The organism is Ercella succinigenes (assembly GCF_900002895.1).
This window is the reverse complement of record NZ_CDHP01000048.1, coordinates 18,437-39,211: the sequence shown is the minus strand read 5'-3', so window position 1 is coordinate 39,211 and position 20,775 is coordinate 18,437. Positions and strand designations below refer to the sequence as shown.

The window sequence follows — 20,775 nt, the reverse complement described above, 5'->3', positions numbered from 1 at the left end:
CTACAGCTTTATCATTTGTGTCAAGGCAAGAAAGGTCTTTTTCATTCTTTTACCTCTCATTCCACTCCATGTGTTTGAGTCTGAGTAGTGTGACAGCAGTAAACAGTATGATAATGCCAAAGGTCAAACAAAGCGTCTGAATCAATGAATTGGCTGGGATTACCGCAAGTTGCTGTGCTTCTTCCAGCAGACCTGATGGCAGATAGGAGCTTATGGAAAAAGCATTACCGGCAAAATGAAGTACGTAAACAGTCACTAATGAAGCAAAGCCTGCGGCAATAGGTTTCTTAATAATGGTACCCCACATAATTAGACAAGCGAGCAAAAATAACATATAGACACCTTGCAGCAGTCCACCACGTATGACAGGTACTATGCCAATATCGAATGCGAAAAGCAAACCTGAATAAATATAATTCACAATGATTGACAGTACAGGAGATAAAACAAGAACTGTTCCAAAGACGAGTATTTTCGCACTTACAATTCCACCAAACTGCCTACCTGCACAAAGAGGCAACACAAGAGTATTGTCTTTAAATTCCTGAGCCATCAGGCCGCAAAGTGTAAATGCAACTATGATGGTACCAATTTCAAACACATCTCCCATATAGCTGCGGATAGAACCAATTTGTGTCATGTCCACCATCTCCGAGATTGTTTGTTCTGTCATACCGGGAAACTGGTTTTGCAGTATCATAGGCAGTATCACTTTCATCATAACCGGTGTCAGTACTGCAAAGAATAAAAAACCGATAAATAATATCAAAAACCTACTGTTGCGAAATCCAAACCGAATCTCTTTTATAATGTCTTGTTTCATTTTGCGCCTGCCTCCCCTAAGAAAATATCTTCAAGTTCGTTTCTGCGAAGCTGTAGAGCATGAACTGCAATATTCTGCCCTGACAAAAACCGCATCAACTCTTTTGAACCCTCAACTGCGTCTTTAACAGTCACAGATAACATTTCATTTTTCACAGTAGCATTTGTAACAACTTCTGCCTGTTTTAATTTACTGATCAATTCCTGATCTATTGAAGTCTGCAAATCGATATCAAAAACGGATGCAGCAGCATTTTGTTGAAGCTCGTTGAGCGGTTTTTCCAGCAGCATCTTGCCGGAAACAATCATACCAACTGTATCGCACACACGTTCCACATCACTTAATATATGTGTTGAGAAAATAACCGTTTTGCCCATTTGCTTTAATTCCTTAATAAGCCTGATTACATCACTGCGACCTTGCGGATCAAGTGCAGATGAAGGCTCATCCAGTATCAAAAGTTTAGGATCATGTATAAGTGCCGCCGCAATACCAAGCCTTTGTTTCATTCCCCTTGAAAAACCACCAACACGTCGTTTTGATGCATCTTCAAGACCTACCCAGCTGAGAACTTCATCTACTCTTGTTTTCTCCACAGAATGTACTGCACTGTTGCCGAGATATTCCAGAGTTTCACGTGCACTCAGCCATGGATAAAATCTAGGCTCTTCCGGCAAATAACCGATATGCAGTTCACTAGGATGCTTTATACTTCTTATATCCTTGCCATTTACAATACATTCACCACTGCTTGCCCGTGAAAGACCGGTAAGTATGTTCATCGTGGTTGATTTGCCAGCACCATTGCGTCCGATAAAGCCATATATTTCACCTTTTTTGACATAAAGGTCAATGCCTTTAAGTGCATGGAAGGTTTTGAAGCTTTTGTGTAAATTCTTTACAGTAATCATCAATATACCTTCTTTCTTCCAACAATCAGAAAGATTATTGGCCCGATCAGATTAAAAAATATGCAAATAGCAAGCCATGCCCAGCGGTTTAAATTCTGAACGCCTTCTCTAAAAATCTTGACCGCGCAATAGATTGCAAGTCCAAACTGTATCGCAATCAGCGGTGAGAGCACTAGTAAAATTTCAACATATTCATTCATTGGGTTGTCCTCCTTGCTTTTATTGACCTCATTTTAAGACAGCAAGGAGTCATATGATAAGTGACCCGGGTCATATACCTAGTCATGTACATGATCATATGCCGAGCCATATTGAACAAAAAAAGAGAAGCTTTAAGCTTCTCAAAAGTATTATCTTAAAGATGGAAATATAGTGTCACTTAAAGTCCAAGTTTTTTGAAAAATAGCAATGCGTTCGTGCGGTCACTAACATTTATTTTCAAATATATCTGGCTGATATAGTTTTTGACTGTGCCAACCGATAAATACAACTCATCGGATATTTCCTTGTTACTTTTCCCATTTGTCAGCAGGCGTATGATTTCGATTTCACGCCCAGTAAAGTCATCAAGTGTAACTTCAGGGGCTGCTGATCTTGGTGTCAGATGCGAAGTGATTTTTGCAGCTACACGTCCAGGCAGAATAATATTGCCGTTCAGGCTGTCGCGTATTGCACCAATCAGCTTTTCACTGCCGATATCTTTGAGCAGATAACCAGATGCACCATATGTCATAGCATTGATAATGTATTCATCGTCATCAAAAGTAGTCAGTACAATTACGATTGTCTGCGGACATTCCTGTTTAATAAGCCGTGTTGCCTCCACCCCATCCATTTTGGGCATACGAATATCCATCAAAACAATATCGGGATTAAGTTTTTTTGTCAGCTCAAGCGCCTCTTGTCCATTTCCAGCTTCACCGATCACGGTAATGTCTTCTTGATTATGAAGCAGTGCACGCAGGCCGTCACGAATCAGCGTTTGATCGTCTGTCAACAATACACGGATGCTCATACAAGTTCTCCTTCTGTGTGGGTTCCCGCCGGCATGGATATACTAACGGTAAAGCCTTCGCCTTGCGTACTATGAGTCGTCATTGTGCCGCCGAGGCTTTGTATGCGTAATGCCATGTTTTGCAATCCAAATCCATAGCTAAAATCATTCGTACCCTTGCCATCATCGCTGAAGGTCATGTTTACACTGCCTTTGTACTCCTGCAAAAGCAGATCACACTTTGTACTTTTTCCGTGCTTTAAGCTATTGGTTGCACATTCCTTTATGGCTGCCAAAAGTACATTCTTCTGAATAGGCAGCAATTCAAATCTGAGTTCCACAATATGCGATATAGTAAGACCTGTATTCTGGTAAATATCTTCAATCAGTTCTTCAAGAGCTGCTGCAAACGTTTTTTCACCACCTTTTTGAATGGCTTTAACTGAGCTGCGGATATCATCCAGACCGCGTTTTACCTGCTTTTTTGCCAGAGAAAACTTTTCAAGCGCTTCTTTGCTATTTATACTCAGTAACTTTTCTCCAGCTTCAATAGAAATCATGGCACTAGTCAGCCTATGTCCAACATTGTCGTGTATTTCTCCAGCGATACGAGTTCGCTCTTTTATAGCACTCATTTGCTCAAGCTGCAAAGATTGTTCTTTCAGCGTTGATAGTGCATTTTCCAGTCTCTTATTCACCAAGAGTTGTTTTTTTAGTGTATAAAATGCTATGAATACTAACAAAAATATAAGCATATTGACATAGACATACGTAACAATTTCTTCGGAATCTGTACCGTAGACCTTTAAAGCTTTAATGATATTGGAAGTTAAATAAATAACAAAAGCGCCAAACGAATAGAATTTAATAAACCGCAGTGGAAAGCCATTAATAATCCCTGCTAAAACAATCATCACGATGAACTGTCCATTGTAACTGCTGTCAATAAATTCTATCGGTACCACAAGTAAAATCTGTAATGCAGGCAACAAGAAGTACAGCAACACATGTTGCTTTTTCACAAGTAAACCGTTGATTAAAATAATAGCAAAACATAGGCCAAGCAAGGCGATAATAAGTGAATAGTACTGGTTGTGAATATTCTGAGAAATTATTCGCAGCGCTAATATCTCAAAAGCGGTAATCAGCAAAACAAAAATACCCTGACGAATATGGTTATCAACTTCCATATCCACATAGTCTTCATTTATGTTCTTTGATTTGGGGCGAGTAAAGAACAAATAAGCCGCTGCTGCCAGCAAATTAAAAATTGCGATAGCAATAATATAAACAACCTTTTGCTTTTGAGATAATGAATCGTTTTCCCAACAGTGTTTAATATAATATGCCATAACAAGCAACTGTATAATTATCCCAGGAACAACGATTGGCAGTAAATCATTAACTTCCATAAAAACTCCCAAAAATTATTAGGCACAGTATACCATATGAGACGATACAAAAGATAACCGCCTTGGGGACACTCTAGTCTTAAGATCAAAAGCCTTAAACCAACTGGCAATAAGGCATTACAGCCAAAGTTACTTGGAACCTTGTCTGGCACTTGGTGTCCCTTTAAAATAATCACTTGTTTCAGATACCAAAGCCTCAATTTGCTGCTCTCTTTTTTTATTGGTCCAATTGATAACGCCAAGACTCTCAATATCGTTTCCCTTTGCATTAAGCTTTTTTCTGATTTGATTAAGAGCATTACTTCCACCCATCCATTTATAAGGAAAATGTTGGGTCACAAAGCATAAAATTCTTGACTCTTTAATTGTATCCAATTGTTGGAGGTATATTCTAAACCCAGGGCATAGGTTGAAAGCCTCAACCCAACCGCCGAAAATAACAGCATCTACTCCTTTAACTTCAGGAGTACAGTCTAATACGAGAGAGGAAGCTTTGTTTTTTCCATTAGAATCACCAACATTCTGAATTCGTACTAAACTAACCTCATGTCCATCATTTTGTAAACGTTCAAAAATTTTCTGACCTACAGAAAATGTATTTCCTGTCTGAGAATGTACGATAATTGCAATCTTCATTAACAAACCTCCTGGTCTTTAACTTGTGTATGCCGAACAAGAAAATTTCCATTACCTTCTTACCGACTGTTACACCGTTTAATCAAAGTGATTTATGGTGTCAGGTCAGCAGCGGACACACCCATGAGAACCATTGAGGCAGAACCCCGGTCAGGCAGAGGGCCGGTTGTGCCACCCACCACCACAGATCCATCAGCCGCTACAAGCAGAGCTGTTCCCCGCACGCTTCCATCTAGGTAGAGTCGATGAGCCGAAATAGGTTCACCATGTGGATCTGTCCTGAGAAGAAATGTGAAATAGTGAGACATATGGTCATTCCCCACTTGTACAAGCATAAGAAAGTCACCTTGAGGAAGAACAGCTGCTGCCACCCCGGTAAGATGGTGGTCGGGAGCTCGGAAGTTTTTTTGCCAGATGACGCCTTCTTCTCCCATCAAGAGATATATCAAGTGTCGATCCCAGTGCTCCTGTATTCTTGATGCACCTGTGGCAAAAAGACCGGCTGGACAACTGACCGACCCCAAAAGAATATCATCCCGAGGGCCACCCTCGTTCCAGAAAAACTCCAGTTTGCCATCTTCCCCGAACAAAGCCACCATGGGATCCGTAAATTCTCCTGAGGAGTCTGGTATAGAACCCACGGCCCAAATCCCCTTGGGAGCAGGAACTAAAGAGGAAACAGCTCCTTGGCGATCACCCTCCCCGACCCCAAAGACGTCCAACTCCAAACCGTCAGGAGTAAGAAGCCTGATAAAACTTTCAGAATCCAGATGTCCGGCCCAGACCAGATTGTTATCTGTGTTCACAGTTAAAGCTCCACCACTGCTACTGGATTCTCCTTCCAAATCCTGATGCCATGAAATATCTCCTCCAGAAGAAATTCCGGTGAGAAAACCGTTTCTGCCCAGATAGGTGCCGGCTGTTCCGGTTACCACGGCGCCGTTGGCCGTTGCCACAATGTCAGCAAGAAAAACCTCCCGTCCCGTCATAGATAAAATGACTTCTTCCAAAACACGCCCCTGTGCGTCCACGTGAAGAACAAGTCCAGCCGCGCGGATGCCGCCAGAAGATGTCATTCCGGCTGCATAAAATGTGTCTTCCGGACCAGACGAAAGTGCATCGGTTCGTTCAACCCCTTCTTCCCCCCACAGGGTAGTCCAGGTTGGAACCAGGACGTCAACGGTCAGATTCCCCAGAACAATACTTTCGTCGGGGCCTGGTAGGACGAAACTTTCATCGCTCTGGGAAGGTGTACCGGTAAAAGAAACGGTTCTGGTAGATTCTCCCAACATCAGTAATATTTGGATTGAAAGAGTCAGAGCAACAATGATTGTACCGCACAAAAGAGGTATCACCATCTTCTTTCTAGGCCAAAGCCTTTTCCCTCCGATGCTTCCTATAGAGGTTTCCAGGGCGGGTTCTTGATTGAAAGAAATTCCAGCACCCTCCAACGAAGAAATCAGCTTTTCATGCTGACCAATCAGAGCCTGAGCTCCACCGTCAAGAAGCCACAAATCAACGGTTTCTCCGGTATTTTTAGTAAATCTTAAGCCCTGAGCCATTGCTCCCCGGGTAAAAGTAAGCTGGCTTCCCATAACCAAACTGGTAGAGCCTCTTGAAAACAAGAAGACCAGCCACATTAACAATCGAAAGATTGGCTTCATTCGCTTTTCGACGTAGCCAACTCCCCTTATGTCTCGCCAGAATAGATCCACCTGCCCTCGGTAAGAGACCATCTGAACACCGTCATCTTCCAGATGCAGGGAGAAACTTTCATACCAAGCGTTAACCACAGCCAAACACACGGCAAAAAGAGACATCCCCCACAGGGGGATTGTCAAGAGAATACCTTCCCTCAAGGCATTACCAACACTGCCAGTAATCAAAAGAGGCATTCCAAAAAAGGTTGTAAATAGTAGCACTATAGCAAAATCGTTCATTCTGGTTTTCCAAAGGGGCATCACAAGCCCCGAATCCCGATCCCGATCTCGTGGCAAAATCAAATACAACAAAAAGCCCAACAGAAGAAAAATCCAGGAAATCCCTCTGGTCGTGTGTATCATTGAAACTGGTGGATGGAAACGAGCTGATCCTCCAAAGGAAATTGTTTCCAGAGGAAATGGTTCATATAAAAGAGATACGACTCGTACGGGATCATCCTCCAAGGAATTCAAGGGCACATACAACTTCTGGCTCCGGTTTTCCCAATTTTTCAGCAATGTGGCCACGGGCTCTTCAGTGGCTCTAAAGTAAAATCCAGGTTGGACAAGCCCGTCTCTCTCAAAGACTCTCTGTTCCCATCCTGGGGGAGTGCTTCCCTGAGCCACCAAATCCAGTTCTGTTTTGTCACCTTCCCAGACCAGAAGAGATCCATCAGCCAGTATTTTCAGATATTCACCAGGCGGCAAATCAGCCAGATAACGATTTCTCTCGGTAACCACCTCATTGGATAACTCCAGTTTCTGGAGAAAAGAAATATCGACCGCTTTCATATGTACCATAGGGGCGGTGGATGCGTAAAAAAAAGTCAACAAAAACAGGGAAATACCTAGCAAAAGAAACACCCTGCGCCACAGGGCAAACCTTCCTGCTCGAGAAAAGTCTTTCTCCATGGGTTCCTCCTTCTTTTCTTTTTTTTCATTATATCATCGTATATGTAAAATCTGACATGGATGTTAAAAAGGGGAAAAATAACTTTTCTGATAATCGCTTGCCTTTATCAAAAATATTCATTTTATCTGTTTTAAGAATTCTTTGGATTCAAAAGCAATTATATCTGCTTTCTCATGATGAACATAATGGCTAGTTTCAAGTTTTTGAGATTTTCCGATACTAAGATTTGATAAGTATCCTGTTAAGGCTTTTTCCCAGCCTGATGCTATCGACTCTTGATCATCGGAAATAAAAAAATACATAGGTATATCGAAAGGAGTTTCTTTGTTTTTTACTGTTTGTGCATTTTCTTTTAGGAATTCTATTTCTCTTAACATATCTCCTGTAACGGAACTTTTAAAAAATACTGCCATATACTGTAACTTGTCTTTTTCCGTCAAATCACTTGATCTCATAAGCGGAAAATTTTCTTCTACATCAGATTCAGGCATAAACCTTGATAAACCTATTCTTGATATTAAATACATAGAGTATAACTGTGCTTTCTCAACCCTAGGTAGAATATCAATTGCTTCAGGGGTACATGGATCTAATCCTATAATAGCTTTTACTTCATCCGGGTATTTTTGTGCCCAGTATATCGCTTCTAGTCCTGACATAGAATGAGGAAAAAGTACAAAAGGGGCTTTCTCCCCAGAAAGTTCAAGGGCTTTACGAGTTTCCTCAAGTATAGTATCTATATCCCTTGAACTATTTGAGGTATCACTCCATCCATAACCGAATTTCTCTACTACAGCAATTCTATATTCGCCCTTCTATGATCAGCGTTTAAGCATATCGCTGTTATTGAGTGTCATAGAGCTTAAGAGAAAAAGAACGTCGGCACCTGGCGTAAAATCAATAAAATTTTCCAGCGAAGCAGCCGACACATACCTTAAATCTATTAAGATGATTTCGTCGTAATAAGCAAGCATAAGTGGTGCAAGACTGCTACCAAATGAATCTCTGAATAGGTATAGCTTATTTGAGTTTTCAGAATCATCTCGATTAGAGCTGATAGTAAGCAGTGGTTTGGCACCATTTAAATATATATCGTAGGCATCAGGTCTATTAAGTGCCTCAATCTCATAAATATCTTTACTTCTGCCATCATAATGATCATATACCTCGGCTGTTTCTATGATCTCATTGCTGAGCCAGGTTAATGTATCAGGCTCATGACCAATCACCCAACGTCCGTGCCATGAACCATAAAATGGACTATATTGATGTGTCTCATAATGTGGCAGATCTCCGATGCTGTCTCTGAGCATTTTGTCTGCTAAAAAAGACGCGATTTCCGGCAGCATAGATTGATCCCAGTGAAGATCTGTTTTGTAATAATGCTCTGCAGATAACTCTGGTGAAAGTGTCAGTCTTGTGCTGGTTTTTATCGTATTATTCATCAACTCCTCTATTCTAATCTGGTCGATTTGAGGGTGTTTTATAGTTTCTGCCAGGTAGAAACTTTTGTCAGGAATAACCGCATAAAAGCAATTTAGGTCTGCCAGCATATTGCTGCTTAATAGCTCAATAAGCTCAGCAGCCTGTTCGATTTTATTCTCTCTCAAAGGATATTCAGTCTTAAAAAGACTGTCCCGATGAGCATAAATGCCATTAATGTCCAATCTGCGCAACAAGAATAAATCGGAACCGGCTTTGATTGATCTGAAATTATCTCTAAATGGAAAATGATCAAGCAGATATTTCTCGATAGTTTCAGAAAAATCTATGTTTTCTATTGAATCAAGATCAATTTTCGGCATCTCTGCAAGTGATCTTCTCTCAGAAAATGAATAGTCATGATCTTCAAAGAAGATATGCAGGACTGACATGCTCAAAATGAACATGCTAAATAGTCCTATCACTGTAAAATGTACGATTGTTAATATCTTTGATTCATTTTTACCCATTTTATATCATTCCTTTATAAAAGCAGGATTGAGAGATATAGCTATGTTTTAAAATCTGAAATAAATGAACGGATTGAACGAGCTATCTACAATTCCCGCAGTAGAAAGTACAAGAAGCGCCAGCATAAACACGGGGGCTAGCAATTTAACCAGTTGCGGTAGAACAATTCGGCTATTATTATGATTTGCAGCATGTGGACTTAGCAAAAATCTGATAACTTTTGCCGGTATAGGAGTAGCTGCAGTAATGCCGACCATTAATGTGAACAAATAACTGCGCAGATAATACAGGCTTATTTGATCGTAAGGTGCAAGGGTTGAGCCAGGAAGCATATCTCTGATTAGCGCCGCTGCCTGTACCAGGCTTCCTGAGTAAAATATGATAAAACTTATCAGAATGAGCATAATGGTAATGATTCTTTTTAATAATTCTGGCAGTTTTAATCTGTCGAAGTTAATGAGTTTTTCGATTGTAAGAAGGATAGCAAAATAGAGACCCCATATAATAAAATTCCACGCAGCACCATGCCATAATCCGGTCAATGACCATACGATGAGCAGATTTCTTAGCAATCTTATTTTGTTGCAGCGTGAGCCTCCTAGCGGGAAATAAACATAGTCCCTGAACCAGCTGCCAAGCGATATATGCCAGCGTCTCCAGAAGTCTGAGATGCTGGTTGCTGTAAGCGGGTATCGGAAATTTTCTGGAAACTGGAAGCCGAACATGCGGCCTAGTCCAATTGCCATATCACTATAGCCTGAAAAATCGAAGTAAATCTGCATTGTAAAAGCAACACTCAGCAGCCATATTGATAAAACAGATGAAGCGCTGTTCTCTAATAGTTTTACCAACTCACCAAAGCTGTTTGCAAGCAATACCTTTTTTGCAAGCCCGATTGTAAAACGCATGATGCCCTCAGAAATAGAAGATGTGAGCAATTTTACAAGCTTTGTTTTTGGTAAAGCTTCGGAATATGCAGATCCTGAAGATTTATGATAACTTAATCGATTTGTAAGTTGAGTAGATATATCACTGTATCTAACTATTGGCCCGGCAATCAGCTGCGGGAAAAATGTAATATAGGCGGCAAAATCAATCAGATTCTTCTGGGCATTGATCTGGCCGCGATATACATCAATCGTATAGGAAATAATCTGAAAAGTATAAAAACTGATACCTATAGGCAGGACTATGTGTAGAAGTTCCAAACGGTTTCCTGTAAAAAAATTGAAATTTATGATCAAAAAATCACTGTACTTGAAAAACAAAAGCAATCCCAGACTTATAATAATAGAGGAACCGAGCAGCAGTTTAGTATGCCGCCCGGCTACCTTGTTCTCAATTAGCAGGCCATGGATATAGCCAGACAAGCATGAGAAAAGCATAATAATCACATAGACCGGCTCTCCCCATGCGTAGAATAGAAGACTAGCCAAAAGTAAAACCAGGTTTCTAACTCTTGCCGGTACTAAATAGTAAATAATTAGTACTGTCGGCAGGAAGAAAAAAAGAAAGCTTATACTGGAAAATACCATTTATGCAACCAGCGTCTTGAACGCATCCATAATTGCCTGGGCATTATCATCACTCATAACCAGAATAACAACATCGCCTATATTGTCGACCAGTACATTCTTTTCATCAATCCCAACACAGACCCATTTGTTTGGATTAGCACTATCTTTGATTTCAGTTTTCAGTGCTTCAATGTCCTGATCCTCATTAGCTCTTATCAAACATAGCGCATAAGCCGAAGGCATCATCATCGGTTCTGAAACAATAGCCTCTTTATAGACTATGCCGTTTTTACCAAGATGATATTCTTCGTTCTCTTCATCGATCTCATCCAATAATAAACTATCAAGAGTATATTCACGGAAATCATCACTAAGCTCTGCTTTTTCATATATCTGCTTGAGAATATCTTCGAGTGAACCCTCCAGATTACCGCCAGGCTTCTTGTCATCACCTCGACCTGCACAGCTGGCAGCCGAAAGCGCCAGCATAAGAGAGAGCATGATCACTGAGATCGTTTGTAAGATTTTTTTCATTTTATGATCCTCCATCTGTTTAATCTTTGCCTTAGACGCTTAAAACAGATGAAAAGTTCCAAGGTGTTTTTTACAGACGTCAGTGTTCAGTATAATGTTAAAAATCGCCATTGATAAGCTCAATTTGGATTTCAACTATGAATATATAGTCCTCTTTTATTGAACTGATCTTTTTTTTATAATCAAAAACAATGCCATTAAGAGGATGCTTCCTGATATAAAACCTACCCATAATAGGTTACTACTTCTATTCCCCTCTTTTATCGTTTCTGCCGGTGCTGTTACAGTATGACCATTATCATCTATAGGTACGGAGTATTCTGTGATTATCCATTTTCCGTATAACGTTATATCCGTTGATGGTATTCTATCGGAGTTGAAGTCCCATATTGTCGTTAATCCTGAATCTTTATACCAACCAGCAAAATCGTGATTTGTTTTTATCGGTGCTGTTGGTGCAGTTATGAGTGAATCAAAATCTGCTTTAATTGAATCTATAGTACTCCCGCCGTTGCTTTCAAAAGAAACAGTATATTGATTAATATTGTACAAGGCTTCAATAATTACATTATCAGTTACATTACTGTAATCCGCACTCCAACCGCTAAAGGTATATCCTTCTCTTATCAGACCTGTCGGTGCTGTTGCAGCCTGCCCATGTTTAATGATCTCTTCCTTTAATGGTGTTCCATCATGATCTACAAAGGTTACGGTGTATTCTTTGATTATCCGTTTTACATCACCTTTCTGGGGATAAGATATCGCAGCATCACTGTCAAATTTCGGGGGATCGGATATTACGGCATCACTGCCAGATTTCGGAGGATCGGATATCACTGCATCATTGCTAGGTTTCGAGGGATCGGGTATCACTGCATCACTGCCAGGTTTTGGGGGATCGGGTATCACGGTATCGCTGCCAGGTTTCGGGGTATCGGGTATCACGGTATCGCTGCCAGGTTTCGGGGGATCGGGTATCAAGGCATCACTGTCAGGTTTCGGAGGATCGGGTATCACGGCATCGCTGCTCGGTTCCCGAGTAATGGTAATTGTATAGATTTCAGTGGTATTAGTATCTTGAGCTGTGACGATAACTGTAATTGTATTCGCGCCCACCTTAAGGTCAATGTCCGAGGAAGCCGTGCCGCTGGCTACAGCTGAACCGTTTACCGTAATTGTTGCGTTTGCATCCCTTGCCGTGGGTGTGAAGGGCAGGCTGGTCACGCTGTTACCAACCGTTGCGGTGTAAGTATAGGTACCACTCTCAAAAACGGGAGAGAGTGTGCCAGTGCTGATGTTAAGACCGGCTAGTGCGGCATCGCTGCTCGGTTCCCGGGTAATGGTAATTGTATAGATTTCAGTGGTATTAGTATCTTGAGCTGTGACGATAACTGTAATTGTATTCGCGCCCACCTCAAGAGCAATGTCCGAGGAAGCCGTACCGCTGGCTACAGCTGAACCGTTTACCGTAATGTCAGCACCTACATGGTCGGCAGTTGGGGTTGCGGTCACAGTAATGCTGCCGATGCTGTTTGCCACGCTGGCTGTATAGCTTAAAGTTTCAGAATTAAAGGCTGGGCTTAAGCTGCCGATGCTTAGTGTTATAGTGGCCAGCCTGGGTTCCCATGCGAGATAAGGGTAGGTTTTATTCTCTTCTATACGCCAGATGGTATCAAAACTCCAACCCGTAAAGGTTCCCTGCTGCTTCATCTCGGCGGTGGTTTTGCCCGTAACACCAACACTGCTGCCGTTGCCAACACCAGTTTCCCCAAGACCAGTAGCCTCATAATCATAAAAGCAGTTGGTAATGGGACCGTTAAAGTACCACCCCACCAGTCCACCGACAACACCACCGCCCTCGATACTGCCCTTGGCGTAGGAGTTGGTGATGGTGCCTCCATTACTATTAAACCCCACCAGTCCACCGACAGCGCCACTGCCCTCGACACTGCCCTCGACTCCGCCCGTGGCGTAGGAGTTGGTGATGGTGCCTCCATTAAACCCCACCAGTCCACCGACCCTATCATTGCCTTCGACGCTGCCCGTGGCGTAGGAGTTAGTGATGGTACCGCCAATGTCATACCCCACCAGTCCGCCGACAACAGTATTGCCATTGACGCTGCCCGTGGCATAGGAGTTGGTGATGCCTCCCTGGTTATACCCCACCAGACCGCCGACAACACTATTGCCATTGACGCTGCCCGTGGCGTAGGAGTTAGTGATGCCTCCATGGAGGATCTCCCCCACCAGACCGCCGACATTATTATTGCCCTCGACGTTGCCTGTGGCGTAGGAGTTAGTGATGGTACCGCCAATGTCATACCCCACCAAACCGCCGACATTATTATTGCCGGTCACATCGCCCGTGGCATAGGAGTTTTCGATGGAGCCGTCATTATACCCCACCAGTCCGCCGATATTATTATTGCCGGTCACGTCAAAGTCCACCAGCCTCAGATTTTTTATGGCAGCATTATTGGTGTAACCGAACAAGCCGCCATTTTTATCCGGTCTGTTGATGAAAAGGCCGCTGATGGTATGCCCGTCTCCGTCGAAGGTGCCGGTGAAGTGAATATTTTCTGTGGAATTCCAATTAACATATACTCCAATAGGCTCCCAGCCGGAACCGGCATTGGCTGAACTACTAGCGTAATCCTCATAACCGTCAGTAGCCTCATTCAGGTCAGCAATCAGTTTAAAATAGCTACCGGTCTGATAATTTTCATCACCTTCTACCCCGTACTTCCTGACGTTATTCAAGTGGTGCCAGTTGGCAATCTCCCATGGGTCAGCTTCATCCCCACTTCCCCCAGCAAAATCTCCATTTTCTTCTGCCATTATCACCCACGGTAACATTGTCAAAATAAGTACCGCACACAGCAGCAGGCTTAAAAATCTTTTTGTTTTCATTATGTTTTCTCCTCCTTTACTGATTCATTTTCTCGTCGACGTGCATCGCTCATACAGATTCCAATAGGGTCGCAGGGTGTCTGCTCCCGGTAAAACCAACCGCAACCTCCACAGTCACCGGATAATGGCTTCCCCAGAGCTGTTGGTTTACAATGAAGACAGTTCTCCTGCTCCGCTGTGGCGAAGGGTCGTCCTTCTTCGGTATACTCAGGGTGTTCCTTAAAGTTGGGGTAGGCTGGGTAGCTCTGATCAAGCTGCTTATCGTATTCAAGGTAAACGGGAAATTTGCGACCTCCCGCCTGATATACCTTGTACGGCTGCTTTTGTTCAAAGTTCATTCTCTAAGACTCCCTTCTTCAATAGGAATAAAAATCCCCTATAATAGCTTTACATTACTATCATAGGGGGTAATTTCCTTCTTATGGAGTGATTTTTCACCCTCAAAAAGTCACGTTTTTGGAGGTGTTTCATACATATATTGTCATCTGTCTCAGTAATAATTTTCCGTAAAACTGCCTATTAAAGCCATTTTATAAATGCATGGCAGCTTTTTTTGTAGTCGTTTGAACGACCTAATAAAATGTCAGTTTCTGTTTATATAATCTTCTTGATCCGTTACTATAACATATTGGGCAAGCTCGTTCCGGCTGGAAATGTATAATTTTTCGTATATTTCCAACATGATATTCTTGAGTCTGCCGACGGAAATATTAAACTGTTTTGCTATTTTTTCATAAGGAACACGCCGAGCTACAAGCTGTGCCAGATGGTATTCACGAAGGGAAAGTATCAGTGTTATGTTATTCTTGGTAAAATGGTTGTGAAAAGTAATCCAGTTTTTAACCGTCCTCTCCCACTGTCTGTTGATGGTGTCACAACAATGGGGAAAGGCTTCTTCCAAACACTGCTCAACAAGGCCGCCGAAAATAGAAACAGTTTCCGCAAAGGGCGTGATAAAGCCATGAGGAAGAGCAATACCCATGACTTCCAACAGCCAACACTTGGCCTCATTACCTCGCCCAAGACAATAACAAGCGTGAGCACATACGATCCACAGATAAATGTCGGGAAAACTTATCCCTCGCTCCGATGAGCTAAAAGCCAGTGCAGTCTGGGCTATAGCCAACGCGATTTCATATTTACCGATACACATAAAGTATTTCGCCCTCAAATAGAGCATGTACGGCAAATTCGTCTGTGGAGGGAATGCACTGAAATCTCCTTCGGAAAGCCACTTGGGAACCATCTTGGGGGCAACCACGCTGACGGCGACACTGGCCAGAGCAAGCTCCGCCATAGCGGAAGTATCACTGCTACAGCCTTTTTTCACATAACTTTTGAGATATGCTTCAACATTCATATACGCAGGGTAATCTCCTAGACTGATAGCTGCCGCCACAGCTGTCAGGGATGCCCGCAGCCTTGCCCCTTCGTCTCCTTGGGTTTTATAATAGCAGTACATGGTTTGCTCAAAATCGCCCCGTAGATAGGCAAGCTCGGCTTCATATTGAAGCCGAACCTTTTCATCTTTCACCATGTCCAAAATAGCGTCGGGATTATGGGTGGGCATAGGTATAGAAGTGGCTTCCATCATATAGACAAGTCTGGAGGATAGCGATTGCTCCTGCGGCTTTTTTTCTCTACGGGGATCGGAGGGCTTTTTTGCATCCCTAGGTATCATCCACGTTCTTCCGTATTTTTTAGCGTGCGGTATCCTCTTGGCGGCTAAAAGCCGTTGCACCTGTCTGGGAGAAACACCCCATCTTTCTGAAGCATCTATAACAGATATGTATTCCATCTTCAAACAACCTTTTCTCATGAAAAATTATAATTTCATTATAGTCGTTTGAACGACGTGTTTCAACGAGTGATATCTTTGAGATTAATTGCAAAAAATGAGACAGAAACTATTGTCAACAGTAAATTTCAAAATAGAGAATATTTAAGGAAAAATACGTGTAACATTTATTAGCCTTGCGGTTTTTGTATTATGCTATGTCTGGCTACTTGTTTGAATAAAAATGCCATTTAATGCGTTTAAAAATTTGAACTACCACAAGAGGAACAAGAGACAAAAGTCCGATAGTCACATATTGACCAGGTGTTAAAAGGCTAATTTCAAAGATACCATGTAGAGGTTTTACCAACAGCACTGTACTTAGTAGAAGAGTTCCTAAAATAAGTGCTAAGTAGCTAAAAGGATTCATGAATAAGGTTTTGAGAGTCAAAGGAGCATCCGTTCTGCAGTTTAGACCGTGAACAAGACGTGACAAACTGAGCGTTGCAAACGCCATAGTCATGGCATCGCCGTGTCCATCGATGTTGAAACCGATGTAATAAGCGATTGTGGTAACAATTGCGATTATTGCGCCTTCGTAGATGACCTTGAAGGCAAAGGCTTTATCAAGAATGGGTTTGCTTGCATCTCTAGGTTTTTGCCTCATCAGTTCCCCATGAGCTGGCTCAATGCCGATGGCAATTGCAGGCAAACTATCGGTTAAGAGGTTGATAAAGAGCAAATGGACAGGTGCAAATGGCGCCTGTAAGCCAGCGATTGAAGCGTATACAACGGTCAAAATACCTGCGGTATTTCCTGAAAGCAGGAATTTTACTGCATTTTTTATGTTGCCATAAATGCTTCGCCCATTGTTTATGGCTTTGACAATTGTTGAGAAATCATCATCAGTGAGCACCATACTGGAAGCATCTTTAGCAACTTCTGTCCCGGTAATGCCCATAGCAATACCAATATCTGCGCGCTTCAAGGCAGGTGCATCATTGACACCGTCACCGGTCATTGCGACAATATGACCCAGTGCTTGCCAAGCACTTACAATTCGTATCTTATGCTCTGGTGAAACCCTGGCATAAACGGACACTGAAGGTACCAAAGCAATGAGCGCTTCATCGGTTAACGCTTCGATTTCTGCACCTTCAATGGCCATCTCCCCCTCTTGTAAGATACCAATTTGACGAGCAATGGCGGAAGCAGTTACCTTGTGATCTCCGGTAATCATAATTGGACGAATCCCTGCTTTTATACAGCTTTCGACAGCAGCTTTTGATTCTGCTCTCGGAGGATCCATCATTGCTACGAGGCCGAAAAGAGTCATTTTGTCTTCATGATCAAGCGTGAGAGTTTCTTCCTCAACTGCTTTCCAGGCAAAAGCAAGAACCCTTAGACCTTGGTTGGATAATGTGTAATTGATTTCTTCAAAAGTTTTACGATCCTCCTGCTGAAGAGGACGAACTCCCTCAGAGGTTTCAATGTGAGTTGAACGGTTTAACAAAACATCCATCGCTCCTTTGGTAAAAACAATGGCTTTTCCATCAATGTGCTGAAGTGTTGTCATTAATTTTCGATCGCTATCAAATGGCAATTCTGAAAGGCGTGGCGTAATCTCGCGAACGACTTGCTCATCGAGATGAAATTGCTCTCCCAAATCGACCAATGCGATTTCTGTCGGATCGCCAATTTCCTTTTCTTTGGTGGTAATGGCATCACTACAAAGAAGTCCCGCCATTATCAATTTATGATGCAGCTTGTTTTGAGTGTCAATTTGCTCTAGTGCATAAAGCTGACCATCTGTAAAAATATGTTGAACTTTCATTTTGTTTTGTGTCAAAGTGCCTGTTTTGTCTGAGCAAATAATCGAAATGCTTCCTAAGCTCTCAACAGAGTGTAACTTTCTTATAATAGCGTTTTGAGATGCTAACTTACGTGTGCCCAAAGCCAAAACAATGGTAACAATAGAACTAAGCGCTTCCGGAATTGCTGCAACCGCTAGAGAGATGGCAAACATTAAAGAATCCATCACTGGTGCGCCTCTGTACATGCTAAGTCCGAACACAATGGCGGAAATAACCATAATCAGCAGAGCTAGTTTTTTCCCGAATGCATCCAAATTTTTTTGAAGTGGAGTGGCTTTTTCTTGAGCAGTTTTAAGCAAAGAAGCAATTTTACCAATCTCAGATTGATTACCCACTGCCGTCACAATCGCCTTTCCGCGGCCATAAGTGACAAGCCCGCTAGAGAAGACCATATTCACTTGGTCGCCAATAGCAACTTGGTCTTTGTCTATAAGATCGGTTGATTTTTCTACACTTACCGATTCGCCAGTCAGTGCACTTTCGTTGACCTGAAGGCTAAAACTTTCAATCAATCGGCCATCTGCAGCGATGAAATCTCCTGCTTCAATTATTAAAGTGTCAGCAACAACGACTTCTGAAGATGGAATCTCTCTAATCTGACCCTCTCGCATGACTTTTGATGAAGGGGCTGACAACGCTTTTAAACTTTTTAGCGATTGTTCTGCCTTGACATGCTGAATCGTACCCAGTAAAGCATTTAAAATAAGTACAGCAACAATCACCAATGTACTTTCAAGTTTCCCCATCATTGCAGACACAATCGCCGCAACTATTAAGATGACCACTAAAAAATCTTTGAATTGAGAGAAAAAGACAATCAATGGCTGAGTCGATTTATTTTCTTCTAGTTGATTGCGCCCGTATTTGCTTTGACTTTCTAAGACTTCATCCTCTGTTAGTCCTGTCATTTTCACATCAAATTGTCGAATGACTTGATCTTTTTCCATCTGATAAAATGATTTCATATCCATTCTCCTTAGGACAATTGATGCTTTTGTTGATATATTCATGCAAAAAGACCCAAAGAAGCACCAACTTTGGCCTTCATTGAGTCTCACTAAATACATACTGTATTTCTGCTACCGAGCTTTCGCTGTAATGACGATAACAGATCCTGTGGAGGCAGTTACTCCCTCATAAATGAATCGAGGCAATAATAACAGAATGTAGAGCATTTTGCAAGGACAAGACCATACAGACTTGCCTAAAAGCAGTAGTTCTGCCATCATCATACTTCTCCTTCATATGGTTGCTATCAGCTTTTCTAATTTTCTTTGAACTGATATCTGCTTCTTGTCGTAGTTCCTTTTCCGTATTCAATCGCTTTTACCGGGCATCGATTGATACAAGCTGTACATTGATAACATCTCTTGCTCCAACTTGGTTTACCATCAATAATTCTAATCGTTTTTGCGGGACAAATTTTAGCGCATAGTCCACAGGAAGTACATTTGTCTGTGACATAAAACGGTTTGGTACTGCGTGCAAACTTGTTAAAACCGAAGTTGGCAAGGGCGGACTTAACCCAAGGCAATTTCCCTTTGTTTACATTATTGATAGATTTCTTTGTGATAATCTGATTCGCAATAATTTTAAGATTTTCTTTAGCTTTGGCGATCTTTGCGATTATGCTCTCGTCGCTCTCCACATCCGCTAATATAATATAATTACTGGGCATTTCAACAGAATATGAGCTGTTCAAAGGAAATATACTGCTTAATTTTTCCATTGCATAGCCAGCATCAGCCCCGCAAGAACATACTCCAAAAGTAAAAGCAGGCTTACCTGCAAGTTTTTTTACAAACTCCAGTACCGGTTCCGGTGCTCCCCAAGCATAGATAGGAAAAACAATACCGATTGTTTGATTGTCAATCGAAGGGAGAACGGAACACTCAATCATATTGACCGCAACATCATTCGTTTTTGTCGCAAGCTGCTCAGCAATCCACTTTGAGTTTCCTGTGCCTGAAAAATAATATATCACAAATTAATACTTTCCTTTCTGTAAAAATTCTCGGACAGCTTCTACAGCGATATTCTGCTGTTCTTCGCTTGAAATCGTGGCGTCAGGATCACCCTTTTGTTTGCCGTAATTGCCGAACTGGGCATGGTTTCCTCCCTCTATAACGACAATATTTTCGGTATAGCTTATTTTCTCTTCTACGCTTGTATTAAATGAACCGTAAACCGTCAAAGCATTTTCAGCAGGGTAATCTCCATATATATATGCACCTAACAATATAAGTCCCTTTATTTTGTCTTGGTTCTTTGATGCATAGTCGCTGGCCATTGCTCCACCCATAGAATGACCTGCTATATACCAATTATCAATATCAGAAAATCGGCTAATAATCTTATCGGCGGCATTTGCATCGAAAATAGCCATATTGAACGGCATTTTAACGAGAATGCAAGTTACGTTAGAACTCTGTGTAATTTTTTCCAGCAAAGGCAAATAAGAAATATACTCCACCTTCGCTCCCGGATAAAAAATTACAGCAGTATTCCCAGGTTCGGTAGGAGATAACATAATGAAGTTGTCTTCGACTCTTGTTACTGCATCACTTTGCAGGACTGCAATCGCCACACCGTCGGCTCTATAATAATCAGAAGCATATACTAGAAAAGCACCAACCAAAATAATAACAAGCGATATGATCGTAATCAGTGCTATTTTAAGCCGCTTTTTCATATATTTTCTCCTCGTATAATTCTAATTACTAATTTCTTAATGAACCTTATATTGAATACCATTTTCTTGAACTTTCTATTAGACCTATATAAATATGGTTAAATTTATATAACATGCATTTGCGTTTTG

17 protein-coding genes are annotated in these 20,775 nt (G+C 41.8%); all 17 read right to left on the bottom strand.

The features are described from left to right. Positions 1 to 49 precede the first annotated feature (49 nt). On the bottom strand, positions 50 to 823 hold the full coding sequence (locus AC0KSB_RS11195) for a hypothetical protein (protein ID WP_472309280.1): 774 nt from the start codon (positions 821 to 823) through the stop codon (positions 50 to 52). Beyond that, a complete protein-coding gene (locus AC0KSB_RS11190; RefSeq protein ID WP_472309278.1) occupies positions 820 to 1,734 on the bottom strand; it encodes an ABC transporter ATP-binding protein in 915 nt (304 codons plus the stop codon). Before AC0KSB_RS11190 ends, AC0KSB_RS11195 begins: the two co-directional genes overlap by 4 nt. Then, on the bottom strand, positions 1,734 to 1,934 hold the full coding sequence (locus tag AC0KSB_RS11185) for a PLD nuclease N-terminal domain-containing protein (protein WP_472309276.1): 201 nt from the start codon (positions 1,932 to 1,934) through the stop codon (positions 1,734 to 1,736). Before AC0KSB_RS11185 ends, AC0KSB_RS11190 begins: the two co-directional genes overlap by 1 nt. A 179-nt stretch (positions 1,935 to 2,113) precedes the next feature. Then, a complete protein-coding gene (locus AC0KSB_RS11180; protein ID WP_472309274.1) occupies positions 2,114 to 2,749 on the bottom strand; it encodes a response regulator transcription factor in 636 nt (211 codons plus the stop codon). Beyond that, complete coding sequence (locus AC0KSB_RS11175) at positions 2,746 to 4,140, bottom strand: sensor histidine kinase (RefSeq protein ID WP_472309272.1); 1,395 nt, start codon at positions 4,138 to 4,140, stop codon at positions 2,746 to 2,748. The genes AC0KSB_RS11180 and AC0KSB_RS11175 overlap by 4 nt, the downstream gene beginning before the upstream one ends. A 129-nt stretch (positions 4,141 to 4,269) precedes the next feature. Then, the gene (locus tag AC0KSB_RS11170) at positions 4,270 to 4,776 is read right to left on the bottom strand and encodes a flavodoxin family protein (RefSeq protein WP_472309270.1); all 507 of its coding nucleotides are present in this window, start codon (positions 4,774 to 4,776) and stop codon (positions 4,270 to 4,272) included. Positions 4,777 to 4,868: 92 nt separating this feature from the next. Then, positions 4,869 to 7,388 (bottom strand): hypothetical protein, encoded by a 2,520-nt coding sequence (locus AC0KSB_RS11165; RefSeq protein ID WP_472309268.1) that lies wholly within the window; start codon positions 7,386 to 7,388, stop codon positions 4,869 to 4,871. 117 nt (positions 7,389 to 7,505) lie between these two features. Then, complete coding sequence (locus tag AC0KSB_RS11160; RefSeq protein WP_472309348.1) at positions 7,506 to 8,189, bottom strand: alpha/beta fold hydrolase; 684 nt, start codon at positions 8,187 to 8,189, stop codon at positions 7,506 to 7,508. Positions 8,190 to 8,210: 21 nt separating this feature from the next. Further along, positions 8,211 to 9,341 carry a hypothetical protein gene (locus tag AC0KSB_RS11155; RefSeq protein ID WP_472309266.1) on the bottom strand — a complete coding sequence of 377 codons (1,131 nt, stop codon included), beginning with the start codon at positions 9,339 to 9,341 and terminating at the stop codon, positions 8,211 to 8,213. Between the two features lie 48 nt (positions 9,342 to 9,389). Then, positions 9,390 to 10,877, bottom strand: a complete 1,488-nt coding sequence (locus tag AC0KSB_RS11150) for an MBOAT family O-acyltransferase (RefSeq protein WP_472309264.1) — start codon at positions 10,875 to 10,877, stop codon at positions 9,390 to 9,392. Next, entirely contained in the window at positions 10,878 to 11,393 is a 516-nt protein-coding gene (locus AC0KSB_RS11145; protein ID WP_472309262.1) for a hypothetical protein, read from the bottom strand. A gap of 156 nt (positions 11,394 to 11,549) precedes the next feature. Then, a complete protein-coding gene (locus AC0KSB_RS11140) occupies positions 11,550 to 14,303 on the bottom strand; it encodes a cadherin-like beta sandwich domain-containing protein (RefSeq protein ID WP_472309260.1) in 2,754 nt (917 codons plus the stop codon). Then, positions 14,303 to 14,641 (bottom strand): hypothetical protein, encoded by a 339-nt coding sequence (locus AC0KSB_RS11135; RefSeq protein ID WP_472309258.1) that lies wholly within the window; start codon positions 14,639 to 14,641, stop codon positions 14,303 to 14,305. Before AC0KSB_RS11135 ends, AC0KSB_RS11140 begins: the two co-directional genes overlap by 1 nt. Before the next feature lie 245 nt (positions 14,642 to 14,886). Further along, positions 14,887 to 16,101 (bottom strand): helix-turn-helix domain-containing protein, encoded by a 1,215-nt coding sequence (locus AC0KSB_RS11130; RefSeq protein ID WP_472309346.1) that lies wholly within the window; start codon positions 16,099 to 16,101, stop codon positions 14,887 to 14,889. 205 nt (positions 16,102 to 16,306) lie between these two features. After that, entirely contained in the window at positions 16,307 to 18,919 is a 2,613-nt protein-coding gene (locus AC0KSB_RS11125) for a cation-translocating P-type ATPase (protein ID WP_472309256.1), read from the bottom strand. A 299-nt stretch (positions 18,920 to 19,218) separates the two neighbouring features. Beyond that, positions 19,219 to 19,938: an EFR1 family ferrodoxin gene (locus AC0KSB_RS11120; RefSeq protein ID WP_472309254.1), complete on the bottom strand. Its 720-nt coding sequence runs from the start codon at positions 19,936 to 19,938 to the stop codon at positions 19,219 to 19,221. Between the two features lie 3 nt (positions 19,939 to 19,941). Continuing rightward, positions 19,942 to 20,646, bottom strand: a complete 705-nt coding sequence (locus tag AC0KSB_RS11115; protein ID WP_472309252.1) for an alpha/beta fold hydrolase — start codon at positions 20,644 to 20,646, stop codon at positions 19,942 to 19,944. Positions 20,647 to 20,775 lie beyond the last annotated feature (129 nt).

Bases quoted from the DNA above. Each gene is read 5' to 3' on its own strand.
- AC0KSB_RS11195 (WP_472309280.1), bottom strand. From the start codon at position 823: ATGAAACAAGACATTATAAAAGAGATTCGGTTTGGATTTCGCAACAGT.
- AC0KSB_RS11190 (WP_472309278.1), bottom strand. From the start codon at position 1,734: ATGATTACTGTAAAGAATTTACACAAAAGCTTCAAAACCTTCCATGCA.
- AC0KSB_RS11185 (WP_472309276.1), bottom strand. From the start codon at position 1,934: ATGAATGAATATGTTGAAATTTTACTAGTGCTCTCACCGCTGATTGCG.
- AC0KSB_RS11180 (WP_472309274.1), bottom strand. From the start codon at position 2,749: ATGAGCATCCGTGTATTGTTGACAGACGATCAAACGCTGATTCGTGAC.
- AC0KSB_RS11175 (WP_472309272.1), bottom strand. From the start codon at position 4,140: ATGGAAGTTAATGATTTACTGCCAATCGTTGTTCCTGGGATAATTATA.
- AC0KSB_RS11170 (WP_472309270.1), bottom strand. From the start codon at position 4,776: ATGAAGATTGCAATTATCGTACATTCTCAGACAGGAAATACATTTTCT.
- AC0KSB_RS11165 (WP_472309268.1), bottom strand. From the start codon at position 7,388: ATGGAGAAAGACTTTTCTCGAGCAGGAAGGTTTGCCCTGTGGCGCAGG.
- AC0KSB_RS11155 (WP_472309266.1), bottom strand. From the start codon at position 9,341: ATGGGTAAAAATGAATCAAAGATATTAACAATCGTACATTTTACAGTG.
- AC0KSB_RS11150 (WP_472309264.1), bottom strand. From the start codon at position 10,877: ATGGTATTTTCCAGTATAAGCTTTCTTTTTTTCTTCCTGCCGACAGTA.
- AC0KSB_RS11145 (WP_472309262.1), bottom strand. From the start codon at position 11,393: ATGAAAAAAATCTTACAAACGATCTCAGTGATCATGCTCTCTCTTATG.
- AC0KSB_RS11140 (WP_472309260.1), bottom strand. From the start codon at position 14,303: ATGAAAACAAAAAGATTTTTAAGCCTGCTGCTGTGTGCGGTACTTATT.
- AC0KSB_RS11135 (WP_472309258.1), bottom strand. From the start codon at position 14,641: ATGAACTTTGAACAAAAGCAGCCGTACAAGGTATATCAGGCGGGAGGT.
- AC0KSB_RS11130 (WP_472309346.1), bottom strand. From the start codon at position 16,101: ATGGAATACATATCTGTTATAGATGCTTCAGAAAGATGGGGTGTTTCT.
- AC0KSB_RS11125 (WP_472309256.1), bottom strand. From the start codon at position 18,919: ATGAAATCATTTTATCAGATGGAAAAAGATCAAGTCATTCGACAATTT.
- AC0KSB_RS11115 (WP_472309252.1), bottom strand. From the start codon at position 20,646: ATGAAAAAGCGGCTTAAAATAGCACTGATTACGATCATATCGCTTGTT.